At 72.7% G+C, this 24328-nt stretch carries 24 protein-coding genes; 15 read left to right on the top strand and 9 right to left on the bottom strand.

Features of this window, described 5'->3' with window-relative positions; translation table 11 throughout:
- Positions 1–41 precede the first annotated feature (41 nt).
- Positions 42–947: an AraC family transcriptional regulator gene (locus ACZ6QQ_RS09370; RefSeq protein ID WP_465875451.1), complete on the bottom strand. Its 906-nt coding sequence runs from the start codon at positions 945–947 to the stop codon at positions 42–44.
- A gap of 156 nt (positions 948–1103) precedes the next feature.
- Between ACZ6QQ_RS09370 and ACZ6QQ_RS09365 the strand changes: the two genes are divergently transcribed.
- The 3 genes from ACZ6QQ_RS09365 to mdlC all read left to right on the top strand — a co-directional run bounded on the left by ACZ6QQ_RS09365 (position 1104) and on the right by mdlC (position 4200).
- A complete protein-coding gene (locus tag ACZ6QQ_RS09365; RefSeq protein ID WP_465875450.1) occupies positions 1104–1409 on the top strand; it encodes a putative quinol monooxygenase in 306 nt (101 codons plus the stop codon).
- A gap of 54 nt (positions 1410–1463) precedes the next feature.
- Positions 1464–2432, top strand: coding sequence for an alpha/beta hydrolase (locus ACZ6QQ_RS09360; RefSeq protein ID WP_465875449.1), 969 nt, complete (start codon positions 1464–1466; stop codon positions 2430–2432).
- A gap of 172 nt (positions 2433–2604) precedes the next feature.
- Positions 2605–4200: a benzoylformate decarboxylase gene (gene mdlC, locus ACZ6QQ_RS09355; RefSeq protein WP_465875447.1), complete on the top strand. Its 1596-nt coding sequence runs from the start codon at positions 2605–2607 to the stop codon at positions 4198–4200.
- Positions 4201–4227: 27 nt separating this feature from the next.
- Here mdlC and ACZ6QQ_RS09350 read toward each other — a convergent pair whose 3' ends face one another.
- A complete protein-coding gene (locus ACZ6QQ_RS09350; RefSeq protein WP_465875446.1) occupies positions 4228–4746 on the bottom strand; it encodes a DinB family protein in 519 nt (172 codons plus the stop codon).
- A gap of 114 nt (positions 4747–4860) precedes the next feature.
- Here ACZ6QQ_RS09350 and ACZ6QQ_RS09345 point away from each other — a divergent pair, with 114 nt between their 5' ends.
- The 4 genes from ACZ6QQ_RS09345 (at position 4861) to ACZ6QQ_RS09330 (ending at position 9710) form a co-directional block, all read left to right on the top strand.
- Complete coding sequence (locus ACZ6QQ_RS09345; RefSeq protein WP_465875445.1) at positions 4861–5469, top strand: NAD(P)H-dependent oxidoreductase; 609 nt, start codon at positions 4861–4863, stop codon at positions 5467–5469.
- A 119-nt stretch (positions 5470–5588) separates the two neighbouring features.
- A complete protein-coding gene (locus tag ACZ6QQ_RS09340; RefSeq protein ID WP_465875443.1) occupies positions 5589–6086 on the top strand; it encodes a hemerythrin domain-containing protein in 498 nt (165 codons plus the stop codon).
- Positions 6087–6239: 153 nt separating this feature from the next.
- Positions 6240–7733 carry a sigma 54-interacting transcriptional regulator gene (locus ACZ6QQ_RS09335; RefSeq protein WP_465875442.1) on the top strand — a complete coding sequence of 498 codons (1494 nt, stop codon included), beginning with the start codon at positions 6240–6242 and terminating at the stop codon, positions 7731–7733.
- A 3-nt stretch (positions 7734–7736) separates the two neighbouring features.
- The gene (locus ACZ6QQ_RS09330) at positions 7737–9710 is read left to right on the top strand and encodes a vWA domain-containing protein (protein ID WP_465875440.1); all 1974 of its coding nucleotides are present in this window, start codon (positions 7737–7739) and stop codon (positions 9708–9710) included.
- Between the two features lie 37 nt (positions 9711–9747).
- Here ACZ6QQ_RS09330 and ACZ6QQ_RS09325 read toward each other — a convergent pair whose 3' ends face one another.
- Positions 9748–10383 (bottom strand): TetR/AcrR family transcriptional regulator, encoded by a 636-nt coding sequence (locus ACZ6QQ_RS09325; RefSeq protein WP_465875438.1) that lies wholly within the window; start codon positions 10381–10383, stop codon positions 9748–9750.
- 125 nt (positions 10384–10508) lie between these two features.
- Here ACZ6QQ_RS09325 and ACZ6QQ_RS09320 point away from each other — a divergent pair, with 125 nt between their 5' ends.
- Positions 10509–12050, top strand: coding sequence for an MFS transporter (locus ACZ6QQ_RS09320; protein ID WP_465875436.1), 1542 nt, complete (start codon positions 10509–10511; stop codon positions 12048–12050).
- Between the two features lie 79 nt (positions 12051–12129).
- Entirely contained in the window at positions 12130–12609 is a 480-nt protein-coding gene (locus tag ACZ6QQ_RS09315; protein WP_465875434.1) for a hypothetical protein, read from the top strand.
- 38 nt (positions 12610–12647) lie between these two features.
- On the opposite strand, the gene ACZ6QQ_RS09310 is transcribed toward ACZ6QQ_RS09315, so the two are convergent.
- Genes ACZ6QQ_RS09310 through ACZ6QQ_RS09300 form a run of 3 tightly spaced genes read right to left on the bottom strand, consistent with a single transcriptional unit; the run spans position 12648 to position 14041 of the window.
- Positions 12648–13052 carry a hypothetical protein gene (locus ACZ6QQ_RS09310; RefSeq protein WP_465875433.1) on the bottom strand — a complete coding sequence of 135 codons (405 nt, stop codon included), beginning with the start codon at positions 13050–13052 and terminating at the stop codon, positions 12648–12650.
- Entirely contained in the window at positions 13049–13309 is a 261-nt protein-coding gene (locus ACZ6QQ_RS09305) for a hypothetical protein (RefSeq protein ID WP_465875431.1), read from the bottom strand. Before ACZ6QQ_RS09305 ends, ACZ6QQ_RS09310 begins: the two co-directional genes overlap by 4 nt.
- A gap of 15 nt (positions 13310–13324) precedes the next feature.
- On the bottom strand, positions 13325–14041 hold the full coding sequence (locus tag ACZ6QQ_RS09300) for a hypothetical protein (RefSeq protein ID WP_465875430.1): 717 nt from the start codon (positions 14039–14041) through the stop codon (positions 13325–13327).
- A gap of 296 nt (positions 14042–14337) precedes the next feature.
- Here ACZ6QQ_RS09300 and ACZ6QQ_RS09295 point away from each other — a divergent pair, with 296 nt between their 5' ends.
- The 3 genes from ACZ6QQ_RS09295 to ACZ6QQ_RS09285 all read left to right on the top strand — a co-directional run bounded on the left by ACZ6QQ_RS09295 (position 14338) and on the right by ACZ6QQ_RS09285 (position 17415).
- Entirely contained in the window at positions 14338–14766 is a 429-nt protein-coding gene (locus tag ACZ6QQ_RS09295; RefSeq protein ID WP_465875428.1) for a nuclear transport factor 2 family protein, read from the top strand.
- Positions 14767–14890: 124 nt separating this feature from the next.
- Positions 14891–16474: a PQQ-dependent sugar dehydrogenase gene (locus ACZ6QQ_RS09290; protein ID WP_465875427.1), complete on the top strand. Its 1584-nt coding sequence runs from the start codon at positions 14891–14893 to the stop codon at positions 16472–16474.
- Between the two features lie 158 nt (positions 16475–16632).
- Positions 16633–17415: a GNAT family N-acetyltransferase gene (locus ACZ6QQ_RS09285; protein ID WP_465875425.1), complete on the top strand. Its 783-nt coding sequence runs from the start codon at positions 16633–16635 to the stop codon at positions 17413–17415.
- Positions 17416–17460: 45 nt separating this feature from the next.
- On the opposite strand, the gene ACZ6QQ_RS09280 is transcribed toward ACZ6QQ_RS09285, so the two are convergent.
- Complete coding sequence (locus ACZ6QQ_RS09280; RefSeq protein ID WP_465875423.1) at positions 17461–18441, bottom strand: GlxA family transcriptional regulator; 981 nt, start codon at positions 18439–18441, stop codon at positions 17461–17463.
- Positions 18442–18512: 71 nt separating this feature from the next.
- Between ACZ6QQ_RS09280 and ACZ6QQ_RS09275 the strand changes: the two genes are divergently transcribed.
- On the top strand, positions 18513–19841 hold the full coding sequence (locus ACZ6QQ_RS09275; RefSeq protein WP_465875421.1) for an MFS transporter: 1329 nt from the start codon (positions 18513–18515) through the stop codon (positions 19839–19841).
- A gap of 55 nt (positions 19842–19896) precedes the next feature.
- Here the strand turns inward: ACZ6QQ_RS09275 and ACZ6QQ_RS09270 are convergent, their stop codons facing one another.
- Together ACZ6QQ_RS09270 and ACZ6QQ_RS09265 are read right to left on the bottom strand one after the other, a co-directional pair.
- Positions 19897–20604, bottom strand: a complete 708-nt coding sequence (locus ACZ6QQ_RS09270) for an RICIN domain-containing protein (RefSeq protein WP_465875420.1) — start codon at positions 20602–20604, stop codon at positions 19897–19899.
- Positions 20605–20719: 115 nt separating this feature from the next.
- Positions 20720–21004, bottom strand: a complete 285-nt coding sequence (locus ACZ6QQ_RS09265; protein ID WP_465875419.1) for a DUF427 domain-containing protein — start codon at positions 21002–21004, stop codon at positions 20720–20722.
- Between the two features lie 161 nt (positions 21005–21165).
- Between ACZ6QQ_RS09265 and ACZ6QQ_RS09260 the strand changes: the two genes are divergently transcribed.
- A complete protein-coding gene (locus ACZ6QQ_RS09260; RefSeq protein WP_465875417.1) occupies positions 21166–21693 on the top strand; it encodes a hypothetical protein in 528 nt (175 codons plus the stop codon).
- Complete coding sequence (locus ACZ6QQ_RS09255) at positions 21683–24160, top strand: caspase, EACC1-associated type (protein ID WP_465875415.1); 2478 nt, start codon at positions 21683–21685, stop codon at positions 24158–24160. The genes ACZ6QQ_RS09260 and ACZ6QQ_RS09255 overlap by 11 nt, the downstream gene beginning before the upstream one ends.
- Positions 24161–24328: the final 168 nt, after the last annotated feature.

The following is a 24328-nucleotide window of genomic DNA, read 5'->3' as shown; positions in this document are numbered from 1 at the left end:
TGTCCGACCCCGCATCCGTCCACTGTCGACGGATGCGGGTTTCACACCAGGGCCGGTGTGGTGCCGCGCGGCAGGCCGCGCAGCCGGGCGGCGTCCTCGCTGGGCGGTGCGCCGAACTGGCGGCGGTACTCGCGGCTGAACTGTGACGGGCTGTCGTAGCCGACCCGGCTGCCGACGCCGGTGATGTCGTTGGGGTGGGTGGCGAGCAGGAGCCGGGCCTCCTGGAGTCGGATCTGCTTCTGGAACTGGATCGGGCTCATCGCGGTGACCGCCTGGAAGTTGCGGTAGAACGCCGACGCACTCATGCCGGACAGGTGCGCCACGTCCTCGACCCGGAAGGACTGCGTGTAGTGGTCGCGGATCCACCGGACCGCTCGGGCGATGTGGCTGAGGCTGCTGTCGGCGAGGCCGAGCTGGCGTACGACGGCGCCCTGCTCACCGGTGACGATCCGCCAGAGGATCTCCCGTTTGATCAGCGGTGCCAGCACCGTCAGGTGGCGTGGCTGGTCGAGCAGGCGCAGCAGCCGGACCACCGCGTCGACGAGCTCGTCGGGCGCGTCGCTGACCGCCATGCCGGACGGTGCGCCGCCGCTCATCGGCGGCAGGTCTCCGGGCGCAGCCCGGAGCAGCAGTTCCGCGACCGTGGCCGGGTGCAGGGTCAGGCCGAAGCCCAGTGCCGGCCGCTCGGGGCTGGCCTCGGTGTAGTGGCCGGTGATCGGCAGGTCGACCGAGGCGACGAGGTACTGGCCGGCGCGGTAGTCGTACAGGCGGTCGCCGAGCGCGATGCGTTTCGAGCCCTGCACGATCAGCGCCAGCACCGTGCCGGACATCGCCGCCGAGGGCGGGGGCGGCTGCTCGACCTTCGAGATCAGGACATCGTCGATGGCGGTGGTCATGTCGGGTCGGGCGTGGCGGGCGAGCAGGGTACGCAGCTCGTCAAGGTCCATGAGCCGATTGAAGCACGAGCCGAATACTCCCCGCAACGAGAGGATCAGGCAAAAGATCGGGAGCATCGTTCTAACGTTTTCCCTGGTGGTGCTGATTTCATGAGTGGGTCGACCTACCAGGGCCGTGACGGCTCCGAGAATGATGAGGTGCTTCCGATGAGCGTCAACCACGGTTTCCACGCCACCATGACCGCCCAGGCCGGCAAGGGTGACGAGCTGGTCGAGTTCCTGCTCAACGCGCCGTCCCTGCCGAACGAGGACTGCGTCGTCTTCCTGGTCGGCCGCTCGGCCGCCAACCCGGACATCGTGCACGTCACCGAGGGCTGGACCAGCCTGGAGGCCCACGGCAGGTTCTTCGCCACCGAGGAGGCCAAGGCGCTGGTCGCGAAGCTCCAACCGCTGCTGGCCGGCGAGTCCGAGTACGTCGACGAGGTACCGGTCGGCGGCAAGGCCGCCTTCTGAGATCCGCTCACCACCTCCCCTCGACCACCCCGACCGACCCCTGAGGAATGCGCCGTGACGCTGGTACGCCCCGACTTCGACCCCGAACTGCGTGCGCTGCTCGCCGAGATGCAGCCCATGCCCCCGCTCAGCCCCGAACTGCTCGCCCAGCTGCGTCAGTTCCCGCCGACGCCCGTCGACGCCCTGCTCGCCGGTCGATCGGCCGACCACCGCGAGGTCACCATCCCCGCCCCGGGCGGCGCGCGGATCCCGCTGTCGATCTTCACCTCCACGGCGGACGACCGCCCCGCGACCGCACCCTGCGTCTACTGGATCCACGGCGGCGGCATGATCATGGGGGACCGCTTCTCCCAGATCGACATCCCGCTGGAGTGGCTCGACCGGTTCGGCGCCACCGTCATCTCGGTGGACTACCGGCTGGCACCGGAGGTCACCGGCACGACCCTGGTCGACGACTGCTACGCCGGTCTGCTCTGGGTCGCCGGGCACGCCGACGACCTGGGCATCGACCCGGCCCGGATCGTCGTCGCCGGCACCAGCGCCGGCGGTGGCCTCGCCGCCGGGGTCACCCTGATGGCCCGCGACCGGGGCACCCCGGCGATCGCCGCGCAGATGCTGATCTACCCGATGCTCGACCACCGCAACGACACCACGTCGAGCCGGCAGTACTCCGGCGGACCCGGTGTCTGGACCCGCGAGATGAACGAGTACGGCTGGCGTGCCGTGCTCGGCGATCTCGGCGACGCCGACGTGCCCGGCTACGTCTCGCCCGCGCTCGTCGACGACCTCGTGGGCCTGCCGACCACCTACGTCGACGCCGGCACCGCCGAGGTGTTCCGGGACGAGGACGTCGACTACGCCACCCGGATCTGGGCGGCGGGCGGGCAGGCGGAGCTGCACGTCTGGGCGGGCGGCTTCCACGGCTTCGACGCGCTCTACCCGGACGTGCCCGTCTCGGCGGCGGCCCGCCGGACCCGTACCGACTGGCTGGCCCGGGTGCTGGCCCCGGCCTCCGACGGGTAGCCGCCGACCGGCCTCCCGACCCGCGAGACCGGGCCCGCACCGGGGGTGGGTGGGGTCTCGCGGGTCGGGAGGCGGCTCGTCCGCCCGGACGCCCGGTCGGCATGGATGGGGCGTCTGCCCGGATAAAAGGCGTGCCCGTGGGTAGACCCGCTCGGACGGGGGGAGTTTGTCCATGGCGACGGTCCGGGATGCGACGTACGACCTGCTGCGCCACCTCGGGCTGACCACCGTCTTCGGCAACCCCGGCTCGACCGAGGAACCCTTCCTCGGCCACTTCCCGGCCGACTTCAGCTACGTGCTCGCGCTCCAGGAGGCGTCTGCGGTGGCGATGGCCGACGGGTACGCCCAGTCGACCGGCCAACCGGCGCACGTCAACCTGCACACCGCCCCCGGCACCGGCAACGCCATGGGCAACCTGATCACCGCCTGGCACAACAAGACCCCGCTGATCGTCACCGCCGGCCAGCAGGCCCGCGAGATGCTGCTGATCGAGCCCCGGTTGACGAACGTACGCGCGGCCGAACTGGCCCAGCCGTACGTGAAGTGGAGCTACGAGCCGGTCAGGGCGCAGGACATCCCGGCGGCGCTGATGCGGGCGTACAGCACGGCGCTCCAGCCGCCGGCCGGACCGGTCTTCCTCTCGTTGCCGCTCGACGACTGGCACCAACCGGCCGACCCGCCACCGCAGATCCGGGAGGTCAGCCGCAGGTTCGCCGCCGATCCGCAACGGCTGGCCCATTTCGCCGACCTGCTCGCCGAGAGCAGCAACCCGGTTCTGGTGTTGGGCGGCGGGGTCGACCGCAGCGGCGGCTGGCCGGCGGCGGTGGCGCTGGCGGAGCGGACCCGCGCCCCGGTCTGGTCCGCGCCCGCGTCCGAGCGGGCCGGCTTCCCGGAGGACCACCCGCAGTTCCAGGGCATCCTGCCGTTCGCCATCGGCCCGCTCGCTGAGCGGCTGCGCGGCCACGACACCATCCTGGTGATCGGGGCGGCGGTCTTCCGCTACTACCCGCACGTACCCGGCGACTACCTGCCGTCGGGCAGTCGGTTGCTGCACATCACCGACGATCCGGCCGAGGCGGCCCGCGCCCCGGTGGGGGAGAGCCTGCTCGGTGATCCCGGTCTGGCCTGTGCCGCGCTGGCCGCGCTGGTGCCGGTCGCGGACCGGCCGCCGCCGGCACCCCGGGCGGCGCCACCGGAGCCGGAGGTCGGTGACCCGCTCGCCCCGGCGGCGCTCTTCGCCGCACTGGCCCGGCACTGGCCGGCGGACGGGATCCTGGTCACCGAGACGCCGTCGAACCTCTCCATTCTCCGCCGCCACCTGCCGATCACCCGACCCGGCTCGTACTTCACGACGGCCAGTGGCGGGCTCGGCTTCGGGCTGCCGGCGGCGGTCGGGGTGGCGCTCGCCCAGCGGGCCACCGGACGGCGCCGACCGGTGGTCGCGGTGATCGGCGACGGCTCGTTCCAGTATTCGGTGCAGGCCCTCTGGACCGCCGCCCAGCACCGGCTGCCGGTCGTGTTCGTGGTGCCGGTCAACCGCCAGTACGGCATCCTCAAGGCGTTCGCCGAGTTCAAGGAGACCGCCGGGGTGCCCGGTCTGGACCTCCCCGATCTCGACATCCCCCTGGTGGCCAGCGGTTTCGGCTGCCACGCGCCCCGGTTGACCGGTCTGGACGACTTCGTCGACGCGTTCCGGGCCGCGCTCGGCGCGGGTGGTCCGACCGTACTGGCGGTGCCGATCACCGCCGACGTACCGCCGATCCTGTGACCGGGGTCGAGGTCGGGGTGGCGGCGCTCAGGCGCCGGTGACGCCGTCGACGCCCTGGCGGATCAGGTCGGCGTGGCCGTTGTGCCGGGCGTACTCGGCGATCATGTGGACGAAGACCAGGCGCAGCGAGATCTTCTCGCCGTCCGCACCGACGAAGGTGGCGTCCAGCGGGGCGTCCTCGACCGCACGGCGGGCCGCCTCCTGCTCGGCCAGCAACCGGGCGTACTCGGCCTCCGCTCGCGCCGGGTCGAGGTCCTCGAAGTCGGCGTCCTTCCACTCCGGGGTCGAGTAGAGCATCTCGATCGACTCGCCCCGGAACCGCCGCCGGAACCAGATCCGCTCCACCTTCGCCAGGTGCCGGACCAGGCCGAGCAGGGACAGGTTCGACCCGGCGACGGTGGCTCGGGCCAGTTGCTCGCCGGTGAGTCCGGCGCACTTGACCAGCAGTGTCGTACGGTGCCAGTCGAGCAGTCCGCGCAGCAGTTCCGGCTCCGGCGCGTCCAACGCCCCACCACTTCGCGCCACCGCCGGTGCCGTCCACGTCATCGCGACAGGATGTCACGTGCGATGTGCCCTTCCCGGCGGAGGTGTCGGTGGAGCGGGGACGCGAGTTACGCTACTAACCCGATCGGAATTAGAGGTAATACGAGGAGCCCGCCGATGACCGTCAACCCCGCCATCCCGGCGCAGACCGCGCCTGCCACCGCAGAGTCGCCGACCAGCGCCGAGGTCGTGGTGCTGGTCGGCAACCCGCGTCCCGGTTCCCGTAGCCGTACCCTCGCCGAGGCGGCGACCGAGACGCTGCTCGCCGGGCTGGCCCGGTCCGCGGTCGGGCTGCACGGCGTACAGGTGCTGGAACTGGCGACCCTCGTCGGGGTGAGCTTCGACGCCGAGCCGGCGCGGGGCTCCGCCGAGGTCGCCGACCCGTTCGAGGTGGTCCGGTCGGCCCGGTTGCTGATCGTGGCCACCCCCACCTACAAGGGCAGCTACACCGGACTGTTGAAGATCTTCCTGGACCAGTTCGGCCACCGGGGACTGGCCGGCGTGGTGGCCGTACCGGTGACCATCGCGGCCTCCGACGCCCACCTGCGCGCGGTGACGAACAGCCTGACCGACCTGCTGGTCGAACTCGGTGCCACCCTGCCCGCCGAACCGCTCGCCGTGCTGGAGGCGGAACTCGCCGACCTCGACGCCCCGGTCGCCCGGTGGGTCGGCCGGCAGGTGGCTGCGGTCGCCGACGCGGTGGAGCAGGCACGGGTCCGGGCGTAACCGGGGCGGGCGGCGGCGGGGCGGGTTAGCGTGGTCAGGCGTGCGCCGCGCCCGGCCCGAGCCGGGACAGCCGACCGGTCACCGGACGCCGACCAGCAACCCCGTGAAGGACGACCGTCATGGACGACATCACCGCGCTGATCCTGGACGACCACGCCGCCTTCCGTCGGGGCTTCGCCCGGCTCGACGACGCCCGGGACGAGGCCGAGATCCGGGCCGTCTGGGAGGCGCTCGCCCTGCACCTGGACATCCACGCCGAGGCGGAGGAGTCGATCCTCTACCCGTACCTGGTCCGGCACGGTGACGACGGCGCGGACGAGACCGACGACGCGATCGGCGACCACAACAAGATCCGGGACGCCATCGCCGAGGCGAAGCGGTACGTCCTCGGCACCGACGAGTGGTGGGCGGCGGTCTGGCGGGCCCGCAGGGAGAACAGCGAGCACCTGGCCGAGGAGGAGGACGGTGCGCTGGCCGACTTCCGGCGGCACGCCGGCGTCGAGCTGCGCGCCCAACTCGGCGCCCGCTGGCTCACCTTCTACGGCGAGCACCCCGGCGGCAACGGGCTGATGTTCCGGGACAAGGACCCCAAGCAGTACATCCAGGCGCATCGCTGACCCCACCGCCGGTCGCCCCGGCGACCCCGGTCGCGATCCTCGTCACCCCGGCCGGGCTGAGCCTCTCCCGGGCACCCGCGCGCTTGCGGAATTCGTCAGATGATCAACCGCAGCCCTGACGGTCCGGGGTCGCAGCGAGCTAGCGTGTTCCAGGTGACGGAGATATCCCAGTTGCCGCCCAACCCGCCGGCCGACCTGCCGCGCACGCTCGGAGAGCTGCGCGCGTCGGGTCACCGCTACCGCACCGTGAAGCAGGAACTGCGGGAGAACCTCCTGGCCCGGATGCGGGCCGGCGAGGACCGGTTCCCCGGCATCGTCGGCTACCAGGACACCGTGCTGCCCGAGGTCGAGCGGGCCCTGCTCGCCGGCCACGACCTGGTGCTGCTCGGTGAGCGCGGCCAGGGCAAGACCCGGCTGATCCGGGGACTCGTCCAGCTCCTCGACGAGTGGACCCCGGTGCTGCCCGGCTCGGCCCTCAACGAGCACCCGATGCACCCGCTGACCCCGGCCGCCCGTCGGCTCGCCGCCGAGGCCGGCGACGACCTGCCGGTCGCCTGGCTGCACCGCTCCCTGCGGTACGGCGAGAAGCTCGCCACCCCGGACACCAGCGTCGGCGACCTGATCGGCGACGTGGACCCGATCCGGATCGCCGAGGGCCGCACCCTCGGTGACCCGGACACGATCCACTTCGGGCTGGTGCCCCGGACGAACCGGGGCATCTTCGCCGTCAACGAACTGCCCGACCTGGCCGAACGGATCCAGGTCTCGCTGCTCAACGTGCTGGAGGAGCGCGACATCCAGGTCCGGGGCTACCAGCTTCGGCTGCCGCTGGACCTGCTCCTGGTGGCCAGCGCCAACCCGGAGGACTACACCAACCGGGGCCGGATCATCACCCCGCTCAAGGACCGGTTCGGGGCCGAGGTCCGCACCCACTACCCGCTCGAACTGGAGCTGGAACTGGAACTGATCCGGCAGGAGGCGGAGCTGGTCGCCGTCGTACCGGAGCACGTGCTGGAGGTACTGGCCCGGTTCGCCCGCGCCGTACGCGAGTCGCCGTCGGTCGATCCCCGCTCGGGTGTCTCGGCCCGGTTCGCGATCGCCGCCGCGGAGACCGTGGCCGCCGCCGCGCTGCGCCGGGGCAGCCTGCTCGGCGAGCAGGCCGACGGGCCCGGCACCCCGGTCGCCCGGGTCGGTGACGCCGTCTCGGTCACCAGCACCCTGCGCGGCAAGGTCGAGTTCGAGAGCGGCGAGGAGGGCCGGGAGGTGGAGATCCTCGGCCACCTGCTGCGGACCGCCACCGCCGAGACGTTCCGGGACCGGCTCGCCGGGCTGGACCTCTCCGGCTTCATCAACCTGGTCGCCGAGGGTGCCGTGATCGAGACCGGCGAACTGGTCGGCGCGGCCGACCTGCTGCGCCAGGTCGGTACCGTACCGGGGCTGGCCAAGGCGCTGGACCGGCTCGGGCTCGGCGACGCGCCCACGCCGGGCGAGGCCGCCGCCGGGATCGAGTTCGTGCTGGAGGGGTTGCACCTGACCCGACGGTTGGCCAAGGACGTGACCGAGGACGGCCGGACCCGGTACGGCGGTCGCAGTCCCGAGGGCGGCCGGTCCGCCGGGGGCGGTCGGCCGGACGGTGGCCGGGGTTAACCTATGACCCGGATGGACGTACCCGGCGGAAACCGGTTCCGGTACGGCTCCTGGCGTGGCGGCCCGGACCCGCTCGCCCCGCCGTACGACGTGCGTGCCGCGGTCGACTCGGTCGGTGCCGAGGTGTTGGCCGGGGGAAGTCTCCGGGACGCGCTGCGGCGCCTGCTGCGGCAGGGGCCGACCGGTGGCGCCGGACTGGACGACCTGCTCGCCCGGGCCCGGCGGATGCGTCGGGAGGCGATGCGCCGGGGCAACCTCGACGGTGCGGTCACCCGCGCCCAGGCGCTGCTGGACCAGGCGCTCGCCGCCGAACGCGACGAGCTGCGCGGGCGCGACGACGACGGGGCCCGGTTCGCCGAGGCGGTGCTGGACAACCTGCCCACCTCCACCGCCCGTGCGGTGGAGGAGCTGGGCGGCTACCAGTGGGCCAGCGACGAGGCCCGGCAGGCGTACCAGCAGATTCTCGACGGGTTGCGCCGGGACGTACTGGAGCAGCGGTTCTCCGGGCTGCGGGACGCGTTGCGCTCGTCGGCCGCCGATCCGGCCGCTCGGCAGCGGCTGGGCGAGATGATGCACGATCTCAACGACCTGCTCGCCCAGCATGGTCGGGGCGAGGACACCACGGACGCGTTCGCCGAGTTCATGCGCCGGCACGGCGAGTTCTTCCCGGAGCAGCCGGGCTCGACCGACGAGCTGGTGGACGTACTGGCCCGGCGGGCCGCCGCCGGGGAGCGGCTGATGCGGTCGCTGTCGGACCGGCAGCGGGCCGAGCTGTCCCAGCTGATGGAGTCGGCGCTCGGTCCCGACCTGGCGGCGGAGATGGCCGCCCTCGACGGCAACCTGCGGGGTCTGCGGCCGGACCTGGCCTGGGACCGGCGCGAGCGGGTCCGGGGCGACCAGCCGCTCGACTACGGCCAGGCGACCGGTGCACTGGCCGAGATCGCCGAGCTGGACGATCTGCTGGACCAGCTCGGCGAGGAGCATCCGGGCGGCACGCTGGACGACGTGGACGTGGAGGCGGTTCGGCGCAACCTGGGCCGGGACGCGGCCGACGACGTACGCCGGTTGCGGGACCTGGAGCGGGAGCTGCGCCGGCAGGGTTGGGTGACCCGGGGTGGCGACGGCCTGACGTTGAGCCCGAAGGCGCTGCGCCGGCTCGGTGGCACCGCCCTGCGCCGGGTCTTCGCGGACCTGGGGTCGGGCCGGCGCGGGGAGCACGACCTGCGGTCGGCCGGCGCGGCCGGGGAGGTCACCGGGGCGTCCAGACCCTGGGAGTACGGCGACGAGCAGCCGCTCGACGTGGTGCGCACGGTCGCCCGCGCGGTACGCCGGGGCGGCGGGGTGCCGGTCGCGCTGGCGGTCGAGGACTTCGAGGTGGTGGAGACGGAGCGGCGTGCCTCGGCGGCGGTGGCGCTCTGCGTGGACCTTTCCTTCTCGATGGTCTCCGAGGGGCGGTGGGGTCCGATGAAGCAGACCGCGCTGGCCCTGTCGCACCTGGTCGCGACGAAGTTCCCGCAGGACGCGTTGCAGATCATCGGCTTCGGTCGGGAGGCCGCGGCGCTGTCCCGGGAGGAGTTGGCGGCGGTCGAGCCGGAGATGGTGCAGGGCACCAACCTCCAGCACGCGCTGCGGCTGGCCGGTCGGCACCTGCGTCGGCACGCCGGCAGTGAGCCGGTGGTGCTGGTGGTGACCGACGGCGAGCCGACCGCGCACCTGGACCCGGAGGAGGGCGTGGGGGTGTTCAACTGGCCGCCGCTGCGGGAGACGATCGAGGCCACCGTGGTCGAGGTCGACGCCCTGACCCGGTACGGCGCCACGATGAACCTGTTCATGCTGGGCGAGGATCCGGGTCTGCGCCGGTTCGTCGACGCGGTTGCCAAGCGCTCCGGCGGTCGGGTCTTCACCCCGTCCGCCGACGATCTGGGCCAGTACGTCGTCTCCGACTACCTGCGCGCCCGTCGGGGTCGCCGCCGCTGACGCGTACGGATCGTCGGGGCGGTCGGTGACGGCCGGGTCACGCCGTTGCGTGTGGGTCGCCCGGCGGGTTCGGCGGCGGTTTCAGCAGGGCGTCGACCAGGTCCCGGAGTGGCCCGACGAGGTCATCCTGGCTGGCCGAGCCGATCGGCTCCAGCTTGGTCGAGGCGCGCAGCAGGGCGATCCCGAAGCTGGCGGCGATCGTGACCTGGGCGCCGAGCATGAGCCGGTCGGCGTCGGGGGCGCCGGGGTGCCAGCCGGCGGCCGACGCCAGGCGTTCGGCGAACGAGCGCAGCATGTCGAGCCGGATCTGTTCGGCCCGCTCGTCGCCGGAGGAGCGCAGCAGGAGCAGGAGCCGGTTCGGGTGTCTGCCGTTGGGCGTGTCGGTGAGCTGCCTGGCGATGGCTTGCGGGACCTGGTCGAGCGTCACGTCGGGGGCGACGCTGCGGCCGAGTTCGTCGACCGCGCCCGCGAGGCAGGCTTCGAAGAGCCCTTCCTTGGACGTGAAGTAGCGGTTGATCAGCGCCACGTTGACGCCCGCGTCGTCGGCGATGTCGCGCACGGTGGTGGCGGCGTACCCGTTGCTGGCGAAGCGCTGCCGGGCGGCGTCGAGCAGCAGCTGTCGGGTGCCGGCCGCGTCGCGGCGCCGTGCGGGCAGGGGGGCGTGCGCTGTCATGGCTTCCTTCCGGTCCGTCACCAGGGTAGCCGGCGCCAGTGTGATGTAAACAATCGTTGACTATGCCTGGCGGGAGCGCATACTGAGTAAGTCAGCAATTGTTTACATCTAGCTCCGAGGTTCTCATGACGCAGACCATCGAGGAGTCGGGCAGACCCGACCCCGGTACGGGCGTGGGCCGGCGTGCCGATCGTCCCGCCAACAGCACCCTCCTGGTGGTGTACCTGTCCCTGGGTGGCCTGGCCTACGCCGTACTCCAGTCGCTGGTGGCACCGGCGATGTCGACCATCGGGCAGGACCTGGACGTCTCGACCGCCGACATCAGTTGGATTCTCACCGCGTACCTGCTGGCTGCCTCGGTCCTCACACCGATTCTCGGCCGCCTCGGTGACATGGTCGGCAAGCGCCGGGTGCTCATCGGCGTCCTGGTCGCACTCGGTGTGGGGGCCCTGCTGGCCGCCCTCGCCCCGAACCTGACCGTGCTGATCATCGCTCGGGTGCTCCAGGGTGCCGCCGGGGCGATCCTGCCGCTGTCGATCGGCATCGTCCGGGACGAACTGCCCCGGGAGCGGGTCGGCGTCACCGTCGGCCTGCTGTCGGCGATCTTCGGTGTCGGCGCCGGCGTCGGGATCGTCGCCGCCGGCCCGATCGTGGAGCACCTGTCGTGGCACTGGCTGTTCTGGTTGCCGCTGGTGCTCATCGTCATCGCACTGCTCGGAGCGATCTTCGGGATGCGGGAGTCGGCGGTGCGTACGCCGGGCCGGCTCGACACGCTCGGCGCGGCGATCCTCACGGTGTCGCTGGTGTCGCTGCTGCTGGCGATCAGCAAGGGACAGGCGTGGGGCTGGGGCGACCCGAAGACCCTCGGCCTGCTCCTGCTCGGCGCGGTGACGCTGGTCGGGTTCGTCCTGGTCGAACGGCGCGTACGCGAGCCCCTGATCGACATGCGGCTGATGACCATCCGGGGTGTCTGGGCCACCGACCTGGTCGCCCTGATCCTCGGCTTCGCGATGTTCGGGACGTTCGTGCTCGTCCCGACGCTGCTCCAACTGCCCATCGCCACCGGGTACGGCTTCGGCAGGTCGGTCTCCGACGCGGGTCTGTTCCTGCTCCCCACCGTCCTGATGATGGTCGTGTTCGGCCCACTGGCCGGTCTGCTCGACCGCCGCTTCGGCCCGAAGGTGCCGATGTTCCTCGGCGCGGTCCTGGTGGTCGTCGCGTTCGTCCTGCCGGCGCTCGCGCACGGGGCGGTCTGGCAGGTGCTGGTCTCCGGGATCCTCACCGGAGCCGGTATCGGCCTGGCGTTCGCGGCGATGTCCAACGCCATCATCGAGAGCGTCCCGGCCGCCCAGACCGGTGAGGCCAGCGGCGTCAACACCATCGCCCGGACCATCGGCAGCAGCATCGGCACCGCCGTCGTCGCGGCCGTCGTCACCTCCCACAGCACCCCTGCGGGCCTGCCCACCGACGACGCGTTCACGGTCGGCTTCTGGGTCTGCGCGGGCGTGGCCGCACTCGCCGTCGTCGCCTCGCTCGCCCTGCCCTCGGCACGTCGCCGCCGCCAGCAGGCCGTCGCCGCCGGCGTCGGCGACCTTCCGACGGAGCCCGTCGAGCTGCACCTGCCCCACCCGCACCGGCAGCACGGGGACGAACCCGCCCGCGCCTGACCGCACCCGGTTCGGGTGCTGCCCGCCCCGCTGCCCCAACTTCGAGATGGGCGCGGCGGGGCGGGCTTAGGGTCGGGGGATGGAGGCGGACGGGTTGTGGGGCGCGTACGCGGCGTTGTTCGCCGAGGTCGACGACGGGCCGTTCCGGGCACCGGTCGGCGACGAGCTGAGCGTGGAACAGTTGCTCGCCCACCTGGTGGCCAACGACGAGTTGCTGATCGCCGCCACCGAGGCGGTGCTCGCCGGCTCGCCGTACGCGTACTACGAACTGGACACCATCCACCGCCCGCAGCTCGACGACCTGGTCGACCGGTACGGCGGTCTCGACGGCCTGACGGGCCGGCTGCGCACCACCAGCGAGCAGCTCTGCGGGATGACCGGGCGGCTGCTCGACAAGACCGACACGCTGGTGCAGACCCGGGTACGGGAGGGCGAGCGGCTCGACATCGACGAGGCGCTGCCGTGGGGCCGGGCGCTGGACATCCATCGCCGGGTCCACCTGCCCGCACACACCGACGACCTGCGCGCCCTGCACCACCCGCCCGCACCGGCCGGCTGACGCAGGCGGTGAGCCCGGTCGGGTGCCGCGCGGCCGGTTCAGCGGGCGTCGGTGACCACGTGCGAGCAGGCGGGGCAGGCGGCCGGCCCCTGCTCGGCGTACCAGCGGCAGGTGCGCCGGATCGCGCAGCGCGGGAGCGTTGCCTCGTCCGGTACGGCCGCCTCCCGGTACGACTCGACCAGCCGGGCGCCGAGGCCGCAGTGCTCTCCGGTCCAGAACCCGCAGGACGAGGTGACGCACGGCCCGGCCAGCCGGTACTGCGACTCCGCCGGTCCGGCCCCGTCCGGCAGCCCGGAGAGGGCCACCTCGGCCGGCATCGCCGGGGTGACGTAGGCGACCCGCCCCGCCGGAGTGATCATCCCCAGGAACACCGTGGCGTTGGCCTTCGGTGTGCTCGGGCACATCCGCTCCGGCGGGTCCGGCCGTACGGGAACCTCGGTCACCGTTGGATCCAGAAACCGATATCGTTGATCTTGTTGCCCAGCTCGTCGGCGAACGGGCCGTCCACCACCCAGAGGCCGTACCACTCGGGACGCAGCTTGATGTTCCCGTGGCCGATGGTGAGCGGATTGGACAGCTTCGCCGATACGTTGTGCAGCGCGCTCAGTCCGGCTTTCTGTATTTCGCCGGCGATGCGTGCCTTCTGTGTCTCGTCCAGTTCGACCCCGTCGACCACGAACCGGAATTCACTGCGTGCCATTCCTGCCTCCTTCGGCTAGTACGACTCGGTGTCCAACCCGAGCCGCAGGCTTGTCCTGGTGAATGCCGCCCACCCCGCGCGGGAGGCGACGTCGGCCGGCTGCCCGGCCCGGCGCAGTGCCCGGTTCGCGGAGTCCTGCCAGTCGGCGGTGGAGGCGCTCGGGTACCCCCACAGCTCGCGGCAGGCCGAGGCGGCGAAGGTGACCTGCGCGGGTGACCGGGTGAAGCCGGCCGGCCCACCGCCGGCCCGGACGCCGTCGGCGGTCGGCTCGACGAGCGCGAAGTGGTGGTGCAGGCTGGCCAGGGTGGCCCAGTAGGCGCGGTCGGTACGCCCGGCGGCGAACCCGTCGCGCACCCGGTCGTCGCGGCGGTACCTGAGCCCGACCAGGAGGAACGTGGCACCGGAGGGGTCGCTGCGGCCGGTCACCTCCACCGGCTCCTGCCACTTGGACGGCGAGTTCGCCGACCAGAACGCCAGCCACGCGCCCAGCCGGTCGTGCAGGTCCACCTGGAACGGCCACGCGGTCAGGCCGCCGCCCGGCGACCTGATGACGGCGGTGGCGATGCGGTCCCGGGTGACCGTGACCGTGGCCGCGACGTCCGCCGAGCCGGCCACGGCCGTCCCCGGTCGGGCGCCGAGGGCGGGTGTCGCACCGGCGACGGTGGCCGCCGACGCGGTGGCCGCGGTGACCAGTAGTCCCCGGCGGGAGAGTCCGAACGGTGTGTCACTCATGGTTCACCTTCCCGCTGCGACGACCTTTGCCGAGAGCCTAGCGATCAAATGATGACGACCAATACGAGGAACTGTCGTGAGTACGACGCGAAATGGTCGGAATACCGGTGGCGCAAAATGCGTCCACGTGCCTGTCGGTTGCCACCCGCTCGTGGACTCGGTCGACCGCGATATCAGCGATTAGCAGGATTGTACGCGGTAATGTCGATATCATTCCGTTCGCGGAGTTCCCTGCCCGCGCCAATCGCCCCGGTGCTCGCGGTCAACCGGCACCGGCCGGATTCCAGGGAGTGGAGATGTCCCTTGACGCGCTCGTCGGCGACGCCGACCACGTGCAGCTGACCCGGCTGCTGACCGAGGTGAGCTGGCGGATCGACAACGGTCGGGCCGAGACGGTGCACGAACTCTTCGTCGACGACGGTGAGCTGATGCTCGGGCCGGAGCCGATCGTCGGTCGGGAGGCGATCCGGGAGTGGGGACGCACGCTCGACCGGACCCGGCCCCTGCCGGGCATCCTGCACTCCTCGACCAGTGCCCGCTTCGTCGCCGACGGCCCCGACCGGGCCGCCGGCACCTCCGTGCTCACCGCGTACTTCGTCGAACGGAAAGGGGTCGGCGGCGAGACGATCCCGTACGCGGTCGGGCTGGACCACGACGCCTTCGTCCGTACGGCGGACGGCTGGCGCTTCACCTCTCGGCGCTGGGAGGCGCTGTTCGGCCGCTGACCGCCGTTCGGTCGGTGGCCCTGTGATGCATTCGGGTGAGTCGTGGGAGCGTTCCCATGTTCTGGGATGGTCGACTCGGGGTGACGTCGTGGCATTACGTTCCTGTTAACCGACAGGAGTGAATATGTTGCGTCGTCAATCCCTTGGCCGATTCGGCGCGGCCGCGACCATCGCCGTACTCGCGCCGCTCGCCCTCACCGGGGCGCCCGCCACCGCTCACGACAGCGCCCGGACCGGGCCGTCCGCGTCGGTCGCACCGGCCACCATCGGGGCGGCCGCCGTGCCGCTGGACCGGCTCACCGTCAGCACCACCCAGGTCGCGTCCGGTCTGCAACGACCGACCGCGATCTTCGCCCCGGACGACGGCAGCGGCCGACTGCTGATCACCGAGAAGGCCGGCACCGTCCGGGTCTACCATCCGAGCACCGGACTCGCCGAGGCGCCGCTGCTGGACATCACCGACCGGGTCTCCACCGCCGGCAACGAACGCGGCCTGCTCGGCATCGTCACCTCGACCAACTTCGTCACCAGCCGGGCCGTGTACGTCGCCTACACCAGCCTGCCGTCGGGCACCCTCACCCTGTCCCGGTTCACCCTCGACCAGGCCAACCAGCAGCCGATCCCGGCCGCCCGCGAGCAGGTCCTGCTGACCCAGCCGCACGCCGAGTACGGCAACCACAACGGTGGGCAGCTCGCCTTCGGCCCGGACGGCTACCTCTACTGGAGCCTCGGCGACGGCGGCGGCGCGGACGACGTACTCAACACCGGGCAGAACCTGGGCACCCTGCTCGGCAAGATCCTCCGGCTGGACGTGGGCCGGGCCTGCGCGCCGCTGGCGTACTGCGTGCCGGCGGGCAACCCGTTCGTCGGGGTCGCCAACGCCCGGCCGGAGATCTGGGCGTACGGGCTGCGCAACCCGTGGCGGTTCTCGTTCGACCCGGCCGACGGTTCGCTCTGGATAGCCGACGTCGGCCAGGGCACCTTCGAGGAGGTCGACCACCTGCCCGCCGGCCGCGCCGGAGCGAACCTCGGCTGGTCCTGCCGGGAGGGCACCCAGGTCTTCAATCAGGCCCGCTGCCCCGCCGGGGCGAGCTTCGTCGAACCGGTCTTCACCTACCGCACCTCGGTCGACGGTTGCGCCATCATCGGCGGGCACGTCTACCGGGGCCAGCAGTACGCCGACATCGCGGCCGGGACCTACCTCGCCACCGACTACTGCTCCGGCACGGGTTTCGCGATCCGGCCGACCGGCGGGACGTACGCCACCCGGGCGCTCGGCGAGCTGACCATCCAGCCGACCACCCTCGGGGTGGATTCTGCCGGCGAGATCTACCTCGCCAACGACCTCCCCGGCCAACTGCACCGGGTGGCCTTCGCCGCCCTGCCGCCGCCGGCCGGTTGCACGGTCGCCTACCGGGTCGACTCCCAGTGGGGCACCGGCTTCACCGCCACCCTGACCCTCACCAACACCGGTACCGAACCGATCAACGGCTGGACCGTGGGCTGGACCTTCCCCGGCACCCAGCGGGCCGGCACGTTCTGGAACTCCACCGGCGGCCAGGAGGGCGCGACCGTGACGGCCCGCAACGCCACCTGGAACGGCACCGTCGCCCCCGGCGCCTCCGTCACCTTCGGCTTCCTCGCCACCAGCACCGGCCCCAATTCACCCCCCACCACCTTCACCCTCAACAACACCCCCTGCACCTGACCCCCACCCCCACCCCCATCCCCACCCCGGACCTCCTCGTTGATCATGAAGTTAGCGCAAGTTCGATCTTTGTCTGGCGCACTAACTTCATGATCAACGGCTCTGTCCGGGGTGGTCGGGGTGGGTGGGGTGGTGGGGGTGGGTGGGACGATGTGGGGGTGATCAAGGTCGAGGTGCGGGGGGTTCAGGAGAGGGCGGCTCGGGCGCTGCCGGCGGAGTACGTCGAGTACGCGCACGGGTGGTGGTTGCGCCTCGCGCCCAACTGCTCCTGGTGGATCGGAACCGTGCTTCCGCACGGCGACGCCGGGCCGCAGGAGTTGGCGCGGGGCGTGGCGCGGGCCGAGGAGTTCTATCGCCGGCACGGGCTGGAACCGCGCTTCCAGATCTGTCCGGGCGCCTGCCCCGACGGCCTCGACGCGTTCCTGGCCGATCGCGGCTATCTGCGCAGCGGCCGTATCTCGTTGCGGACGGCCCCCACCGGACGGGTGCTGGAGCGGGCGTCGGCGGGGTCACCCCGCGCTGCCGAAGCCGGCGGTGCCGAGCACGAGGGTGGAGCGGTACGAATCGACGACCGGCCGGCGGCCGACTGGTTCGAGGTCTGGCACGCCGTGCACGGCCACGACGGTGAGCGGGATCTGCTCGGCCGGGTGGCGCTGCCGAGCGCCTATGCCTCGTTGACCGTCGGGACCGAGGTGGTCGCGGTGGGCCGGGCGGTCGTCGACGACGGCTGGGTGGGGGTGTTCGGGATGGCGACGCTGCCGAGGGTGAGGGGCAGGGGTGCGGCCGGCGCGGTGCTCGCCGGGCTGGCCGGCTGGGCCCGTACGTGGGCGGCGGATCGGATGTATCTCCAGGTGGAGTGCGAGAACGAGGCCGCCGTCCGACTCTACGAGCGGCTGGGTTTCGAGGAGTTGTGCGGGTACCACTACCGGACGGCGCCGTGAACGTCCGACGGTGTGCCCGGTAGTCGGGGGCTCGGGTGACCGGGGTCAGTCGACCGGGGGCTGGTGGCGGAAGGTGCGGCGGTAGGCGGTGGGGGCGACGCCGATGCTCTGGTGCAGTTGCTGGCGCAGGGCGGCGGCCGTACCGAAGCCGGACTGCTGGGCCACCTGGTCCACCGGCAGATCGGTGGTCTCCAGCAGGAGCCGGGCGTGGTCGGTACGGTGCTGCAACAACCAGCGGGCGGGACTGAGACCGGTCTCGGCCCGGAACCGCCGGGTGAACGTCCGTACGCTCATGCTGGCGTGGCCGGCGAGGTGCCGCAGGGTCAGCGGCTCGTGCAGGCGGTGCTGGGCCCACTGCCGGGTCGCCGCGGTGCTGGCGTCGGTGGGGCGCGGCACCGGCCGTTCGATGTACTGCGCCTGTCCGCCGTCCCGCCACGGCGGGACCACGCACCGGCGGGCCGACCGGTTCGCCACCGCGCTGCCGTGGTCGGTGCGGATCACGTGCAGGCAGAGGTCGATGCCGGCGGCCACCCCGGCCGAGGTGAGCACGTTGCCGTCGTCGACGAAGAGGACTCCGGGGTCGAGCCGGACGTTCGGGTGCCGGCGGCGGAACCGTTCCGCGTACGCCCAGTGTGTGGTCGCCGGCCGCCCGTCGAGCAGCCCGGCGGCGGCGAGTACGAACGCACCGGTGCAGATCGACATGATCCGGGCACCCCGGTCGTACGCCGCGTTCAGTGCCCGGTGCACCTCCGGTTCGAGCAGTTCCCGGTCCAGTGACTCGCCGTGGACGCCCGGCACGATCACGGTGTCCGCCCGGTCGAGCAGTTCCAACCCGTGGTCGGGCACGATCTGGAAGCCGGCGCTGCTGCGGGTCGGCCGGCCGCCGGGGGTGCAGACGTCGACGGTGTAGAAGTGCTCGTTGTCGGCGTTGCGGGCGGTGCTGAAGATCTGTGACGGGGTGCCCAGGTCGAGGCCGACCACCTGGTCCAGGGCGAGTACGGCGATCCGGTGCGGGCGTGACGTCATGGCCCGATTGTTGCGCATGATGGCTCTCCGGCCACTCGTGTGCCGGGTGGGTGTGACCGAGACTTTCGGTCGTGAAGACTGCGCGCCTGTTCCACCCGGCCTGGGCCGTTGCCGCCGTCGCCTTCGTGGCGTTGGTCGGTGCGGCCGGGTTCCGGGCCACCCCGTCGGTCCTGCTGCACCCGCTGCACGAGGAGTTCGGTTGGCCGTTGGCGACCATCTCCGCCGCCGTCTCGGTCAACCTGATCCTGTACGGCCTCACCGCCCCGTTCGCCGCCGCGCTGATGGAACGCTTCGGCATCCGCCGGGTGGTGGTGTCGGCCCTGCTCCTGGTCGCCGCCGGCAGTGGGCTGACCGTGTTCATGACCGCGAGCTGGCAGCTCATCGCCTGCTGGGGCGTACTCGTGGGGTTGGGCACCGGGTCGATGGCGCTCGCCTTCGTGGCGACGGTGACCGGGCGCTGGTTCGTCAGGCGCCGGGGACTGGTGACCGGGGTGCTCACCGCCGGTGGGGCCGCCGGGCAGCTCGTCTTCCTGCCGGTGCTGGCCAACCTGGTGCAGGCGTACGACTGGCGGGTGGCGGCGCTGGTCGTGGCGGCGGCGGCGCTGCTGGTCGTACCGCTGGTGGTTTTCTTCCTGCGCGAGCACCCGGCGGACCTGGGGCTGCCGTTGTACGGCGGGACCGAGGTGGTCCGGCCGCAGCCGCTGGCCGGCGGGGCGGGCGGTGCGGCGGCGCGGGCGCTGGGCGGGTTGCGGATGGCCGCCCGGACCCGCGCGTTCTGGTTGCTCGCGGGTGGGTTCGCGATCTGTGGGGCGACCACGAACGGTCTGGTCGGAACGCACTTCATCCCGGCCGCGCACGATCACGGGGTGGCCGAGACGACCGCCGCGAGCCTGCTCGCCCTGGTCGGCCTCTTCGACATCGTCGGCACGATCGCGTCCGGCTGGCTGACCGACCGGGTGGACAGCCGGCTGCTGCTGGCCGGCTACTACGCGCTGCGCGGGCTCTCCCTGCTGGTGCTGCCGAGTCTCTTCGCCGACACCACCGGGCCGACGATGCTGGTGTTCATCGTCTTCTACGGGCTGGACTGGGTGGCGACGGTGCCGCCGACGGTGGCCCTGTGCCGGGAGCACTTCGGTGACCGGGGCCCGGTGGTGTTCGGTTGGGTGTTCGCCGCGCACCAGGTCGGTGCGGCGATCGCGGCCACCGGCGCCGGCCTGGTCCGGGACCGGCTCGGCGAGTACACGTTGGCCTGGTACGCGGCCGGGGTGTTGGCGCTCGGCGCTGCGGTGCTCTCGCTGATGCTGCGGCGGCGCGAGCCGGTGCCGGTGCCGGTGGTCGAGCCGGAGCCGGCCGTCGCCGCGGCGCCGCGCGCCTGGCGCCTGCGTCCCACCGACGGGTAGCGGCCCGCACGGGCCCGGTCGGCGGCCCGCCCGGCTGCCGGCCCGGCTGGCGGGGCTATCCGGCCCACTGCTGGTTGCTTCGGCCGTGGCAGGCCCACTGTTGCAGGCTCGTGTCCGGGCTGGAGAGGGTGTCGCTGGGTACGTCGGCGCACCGGCCGCTGTTGAGGTTGACCAGCGACACCTGCCCCTCGCCGACGCCGGCCAGCCGCCACCGTTGCTCGGGGCTGCCGTCGCAGACCGCCGGTTGCAGCCGCGCGCCGTCGTCCTTGCTGCCGTCGGCGACCTCCAGGCAGCCGCCGGTCGCGGCGTTGACCAGGCTGAACTGGTCGCCGACGACGGGGGTGGGGCGCCACTGCTGGCTCGGGTCGCCGGTGCAGACCCGCTGCTGCACCTGCGCTTCGTCCGGGTTGCCGTTGCCGCCGACGGCGAGGCAGAACGACGACGCGACGGAGCGGAACGTCCGGGCGGGGATCTCGGGTGCGGTCGGGCTGGGCGGGGGCGGGGCCGGGTCGGTGCTGCCCGCCGCCGCGCCACTCGGCGCGGCCGGTGCGGGGGCGCCGGAGACCGCCGCCGGGGCCGGCACCGTCGCCGGGTCGCCGTCGCCGGTGAAGATGCCGGTGGCGAAGAGCACCCCGATCAGTACGCCGACGCCGCCGGTCGCGAGCGCCGCCGTCATCAGCCGGTCCCGGCCGGGTCGCGGTGGGGCGGGCGAGCCGTAGACGGTGCCGCCCGGCGGTCGGTTGTGCTGGTCGGAGGTGGGCATCCTGCGATAGTGACCCAGGCGACCGGTCGGGGACCAATCGGCCCGCCGCACCTCACCCCGCATTTTCCGGTACGGGGTGAGGGGCGGGCTGTGGCGCGGCGGCCACCGTCGTCGTTCAGTCGACGACGGTGACGTCCTTCCAGAAGGCCACCCGGTCGCGGACCTGCTCGGCTGCCGGGAGCGGATCGGGGTAGTACCAGACCGCGTCCTGGCTCTCGTTGCCGTCCAGTTGGAGGGAGTAGTAGGAGGCCTGTCCCTTCCAGGGGCAGATGGTGTGGGTGTCGGATTCGCGGAGCACGTCGTCGCGCAGCGCGCTGCGCGGGAAGTAGTGGTTGCCCTCGACGACCACGGTGTCGCTGCTCTCCGCGATGACCTGGTTGTTCCACATGGCTTTCGGCACGTTCTCAGCGTATGCCGGCGGACGAGGGGCGGCCACGGCTTCCATGCGCGGTTTCGGCTGGCGCGACGCGCGGTGACGGTTAGCGCGATCTTGGGGGAACGGCAAGGCTCCGCCCCCTATCGGATTACGGATAGTTACGAGATAATTACTGTATGTGGAACATGTCGGGGGATCGGAAGCTGTTCCTACAGGTCAGCGGCCCGATAGCGGACAACGTACGGGGCGATGCCGCCGCCACCACCGCCCTGCTCCGGGAGCTGCGCACCGGGGCGGGCCTCGGGGTCGGCCGGCCCGCCCCGGCCGGCGACGGGCCAGCAGAGCGCACGACCGGAGAACCGGCGGACCGCACGGCGGAAGAAGCGGCGACGCGCAAGGCGGGTGAGGCCGTGTCGCTGGCCGAACTCGCCATCACCGGCGCCTTCTCGGCCACCACGCTCGCCGCCCTCACCCGGATCGTCGTCGCCTTCGTCCGGCGGGGCGCCGCCCGGCGGATCGTGCTGCGCGACGGCGACCGGACCCTGACCATCGTCGACCCGTCGGAACGTACCGAGCGGGCGGTGGCGCAGTGGCTCGGCGCCCCCGGACCGCCCGGCCCGAGCCGGACAGCCGACCCAGCCGAGGAAGCCGAGGTACCGGACACCATCGCGGTGCCGCCGGTACGGCGGGGTGTCGGCTCCGGTGTCGACTAGGCCACCGGCCGGCCGGTACGCGCTGCTCATCGCGACCGGCGAGTACGCCGACCCCTCGCTCGACCGACTGCGCGCGCCACAGCAGGACGTGGCGCGGCTGGCTGCCGTACTGGCGGATCCGGCGGTCGGCAACTTCCAGGTGCGTACGCTGCGGGACGCCCCGGAGCGGGAGATCCGCGCGGCGATCGAGGACCTGCTCACCGACCGGGTCGACAGCGATCTCGTGCTGCTCTATTTTTCCTGCCACGGCATTGTCGACCCGTACCACCGGCTCTACTTCGCGGCCGGTGACACCGTCCGGACCCGCCCGGCGAGCACCGCGATCTCCCGGTCGTTCGTCAACGAGCAGTTCGAGGCGTGCCGGGCGGCGGCCAGGGTGCTGATCCTGGACTGCTGCTTCGCGGGGGCGTTCGCCGAGGGCTTCAAGGGGGCGCCGCAGGGTGCGCTGGACTGCCAGGTGGGCCGGGGGTACGTCGTCCTCAGCGCCTGCGACAGCTACGAGTACGCGTTCGAGTCCGGCGAACTGGTCGCCTCGGCACCACGCGGTTCGATCTTCACCGACGTACTGATCGAGGGTTTGGTCTCCGGCGCGGCCGACCTCGACGGCGACGGCCGGGTCGGCGTCGACGAACTGTTCCGTTACGTGCACGACGGGGTGGTCCGTCGCCGGCCGGAGCAGCAGCCGAAGTACAGCGCCTACAACGCCGAGCCGCACATCTACCTCGCCACGGTCGGGCAGGCCAGCCGGCCGACCGCCGACGCCCCGCCGACCGGCTCCGGCCCGGACGCGCATCCCACCTCCGCCGCGCCCGGTGCCCCGCCTACCCACCTGCCGCCTACCCATCTGCCGGCGAGCTACAACCAGCACCAGGCGATCGTGGCGCGCGGCTTCCGTACCGGTGCGGACCTGGTCCGACGCACCTACGGGCCGTTCGGTCGGCGGATGCTGGTGGAGGACGAGCACGGCGGGTACCACGAGATGGCCGACGCGGCCGGCATCGTCGCGCTGCTCGGCGGCGGTGACACCCGCGACGGGCTCGGCACCGGCTACCTGCGGGAACTGGTCGAGGGGATCCGGCGCCGGGTCGGTGACGGCGCCACCACCGGCGTGGTGCTGGCCCAGTCCATGCTCGACGGCGCCTCGGCCGCGCTGCGGGCCGGGGCGAACCCGGTGGCGCTGCGACGCGGGATCTCGGCCGCCGTACGGGACGTCGCCGTCGAACTCGCCGGCCTCGCGGTGCCGGTACGCACCAGGGCGGAGCTGCGGGCGCTGGCGACCATCGCCTCCGGTGACGAACTCGTCGGTGACCTGGTGGCCGAGGCGGTGGACCGGATCGGCCGCGACGGGGTGATCCGGGTCGAGGCGAGCAACCTGTTCGGCCTCGAACTGGAGCTGACCGAGGGGATGAGCCTGCGGGCCGGGCACGTGTCACCGGCGTTCGTGACCGACGAGCAGGAGGCCGAGGCGGTGCTCGACGAGCCGTACGTGCTGCTCGTCGACGACCGGGTCGGCCTCGCCGACGACCTGCTGCCGCTGCTGGACGCGGTACGGCGGGCGGGTCGGCCGTTGGCCGTGTTCGCGGCCGAGATCGGCGAACCGGCGCTGGCCGCCCTGGTCCTGGCGAAGGCACGGCAGCTGCTCGATCCGGTCGCGGTGGCGCTGCCCTGGGCGGCCGGGCAACGGCGGGACGCGCTGGCGGACCTGGCCGCGCTCACCGGTGCGACGGTGTTCGGCGGCGGGTCGGGTGTGGATCTCGTCCGGGCGACGCTGACCGACCTGGGTCGGGCCCGGCGGGTGGTCACCACCCGGACCGAGTCGGTGGTGCTGGCCGGGCCGGGCGACCGGGACCGGATCGTCCGCCGCTACCAGCGGCTGCGGACCGGCACCGGCCGGGACGACCGGCGCGGCACCCTGGGCCGGGACGACCGGCGCGGTGCCGTCGGGCGTCGGGGCGGGCCCCGGTACGGCGAGCCGCTGCGCGTGTCGGCCGAGCGGATGTCGAGGGTGGCCGGTGGGGTGGCGGTGATCAAGGTCGGTGAGGTGACGCCGGAGCAGCAGCGGGTCCGGCGTCGCCAGATCGACGACGCGGTACGCAACGCCAAGGCGGCGGTCGAGTGGGGGATAGTGGCCGGCGGCGGGGCGGCGCTGCTCGGCGTGCACACCCGGCTGGCCGATCGGCGTACCGCACCGGTGCCGAGGCAGCGGAGGGACGACGAGGCGCTCGGTTACGCGCTGGTCGTCGACGCGTTGCCGGCGCCGTTCGAGGAGTTGCAGCGCAGCGCCGGCCGGGAGCCGGACGGGGTGCCCGAGGACCTGCGGTACCGGGGGCCCGGTGTCACCTTCGACGTGGTGGGCGGCCGGTACGTGGTGGCGCGGGACGCCGGCATCGTCGATGCCGCCGCGACCGTACGCGAGGCGGTCACCGCCGCCGCGGGTGTGGTCACCCGCTATCTCATGCTCGGCTGAGTGATGCCGTCGGCATGCGTCGGACGCAGGTCGTCGCGATGGTGGCGGCGGAGTCGGGGTGTCGGGCTGGGGGGGGGGGGGGGGGGGGGGGGGGGGGGGGGGGGGGGGGGGGGGGGGGGGGGGGGGGGGGGGGGGGGGGGGGGGGGGGGGGGGAAGAGAGAAAAGCAA

Source organism: Micromonospora sp. NPDC049529 (genome assembly GCF_055586685.1).
This window is presented reverse-complemented; position numbering and strand designations above follow the sequence as displayed.

Coding starts and splice junctions, on each gene's coding strand:
- ACZ6QQ_RS09370 (WP_465875451.1), bottom strand. CDS start 947: ATGGACCTTGACGAGCTGCGTACCCTGCTCGCCCGCCACGCCCGACCC.
- ACZ6QQ_RS09365 (WP_465875450.1), top strand. CDS start 1,104: ATGAGCGTCAACCACGGTTTCCACGCCACCATGACCGCCCAGGCCGGC.
- mdlC (WP_465875447.1), top strand. CDS start 2,605: ATGGCGACGGTCCGGGATGCGACGTACGACCTGCTGCGCCACCTCGGG.
- ACZ6QQ_RS09350 (WP_465875446.1), bottom strand. CDS start 4,746: ATGACGTGGACGGCACCGGCGGTGGCGCGAAGTGGTGGGGCGTTGGAC.
- ACZ6QQ_RS09345 (WP_465875445.1), top strand. CDS start 4,861: ATGACCGTCAACCCCGCCATCCCGGCGCAGACCGCGCCTGCCACCGCA.
- ACZ6QQ_RS09340 (WP_465875443.1), top strand. CDS start 5,589: ATGGACGACATCACCGCGCTGATCCTGGACGACCACGCCGCCTTCCGT.
- ACZ6QQ_RS09330 (WP_465875440.1), top strand. CDS start 7,737: ATGACCCGGATGGACGTACCCGGCGGAAACCGGTTCCGGTACGGCTCC.
- ACZ6QQ_RS09325 (WP_465875438.1), bottom strand. CDS start 10,383: ATGACAGCGCACGCCCCCCTGCCCGCACGGCGCCGCGACGCGGCCGGC.
- ACZ6QQ_RS09320 (WP_465875436.1), top strand. CDS start 10,509: ATGACGCAGACCATCGAGGAGTCGGGCAGACCCGACCCCGGTACGGGC.
- ACZ6QQ_RS09315 (WP_465875434.1), top strand. CDS start 12,130: ATGGAGGCGGACGGGTTGTGGGGCGCGTACGCGGCGTTGTTCGCCGAG.
- ACZ6QQ_RS09305 (WP_465875431.1), bottom strand. CDS start 13,309: ATGGCACGCAGTGAATTCCGGTTCGTGGTCGACGGGGTCGAACTGGAC.
- ACZ6QQ_RS09300 (WP_465875430.1), bottom strand. CDS start 14,041: ATGAGTGACACACCGTTCGGACTCTCCCGCCGGGGACTACTGGTCACC.
- ACZ6QQ_RS09295 (WP_465875428.1), top strand. CDS start 14,338: ATGTCCCTTGACGCGCTCGTCGGCGACGCCGACCACGTGCAGCTGACC.
- ACZ6QQ_RS09290 (WP_465875427.1), top strand. CDS start 14,891: ATGTTGCGTCGTCAATCCCTTGGCCGATTCGGCGCGGCCGCGACCATC.
- ACZ6QQ_RS09280 (WP_465875423.1), bottom strand. CDS start 18,441: ATGACGTCACGCCCGCACCGGATCGCCGTACTCGCCCTGGACCAGGTG.
- ACZ6QQ_RS09270 (WP_465875420.1), bottom strand. CDS start 20,604: ATGCCCACCTCCGACCAGCACAACCGACCGCCGGGCGGCACCGTCTAC.
- ACZ6QQ_RS09260 (WP_465875417.1), top strand. CDS start 21,166: ATGTCGGGGGATCGGAAGCTGTTCCTACAGGTCAGCGGCCCGATAGCG.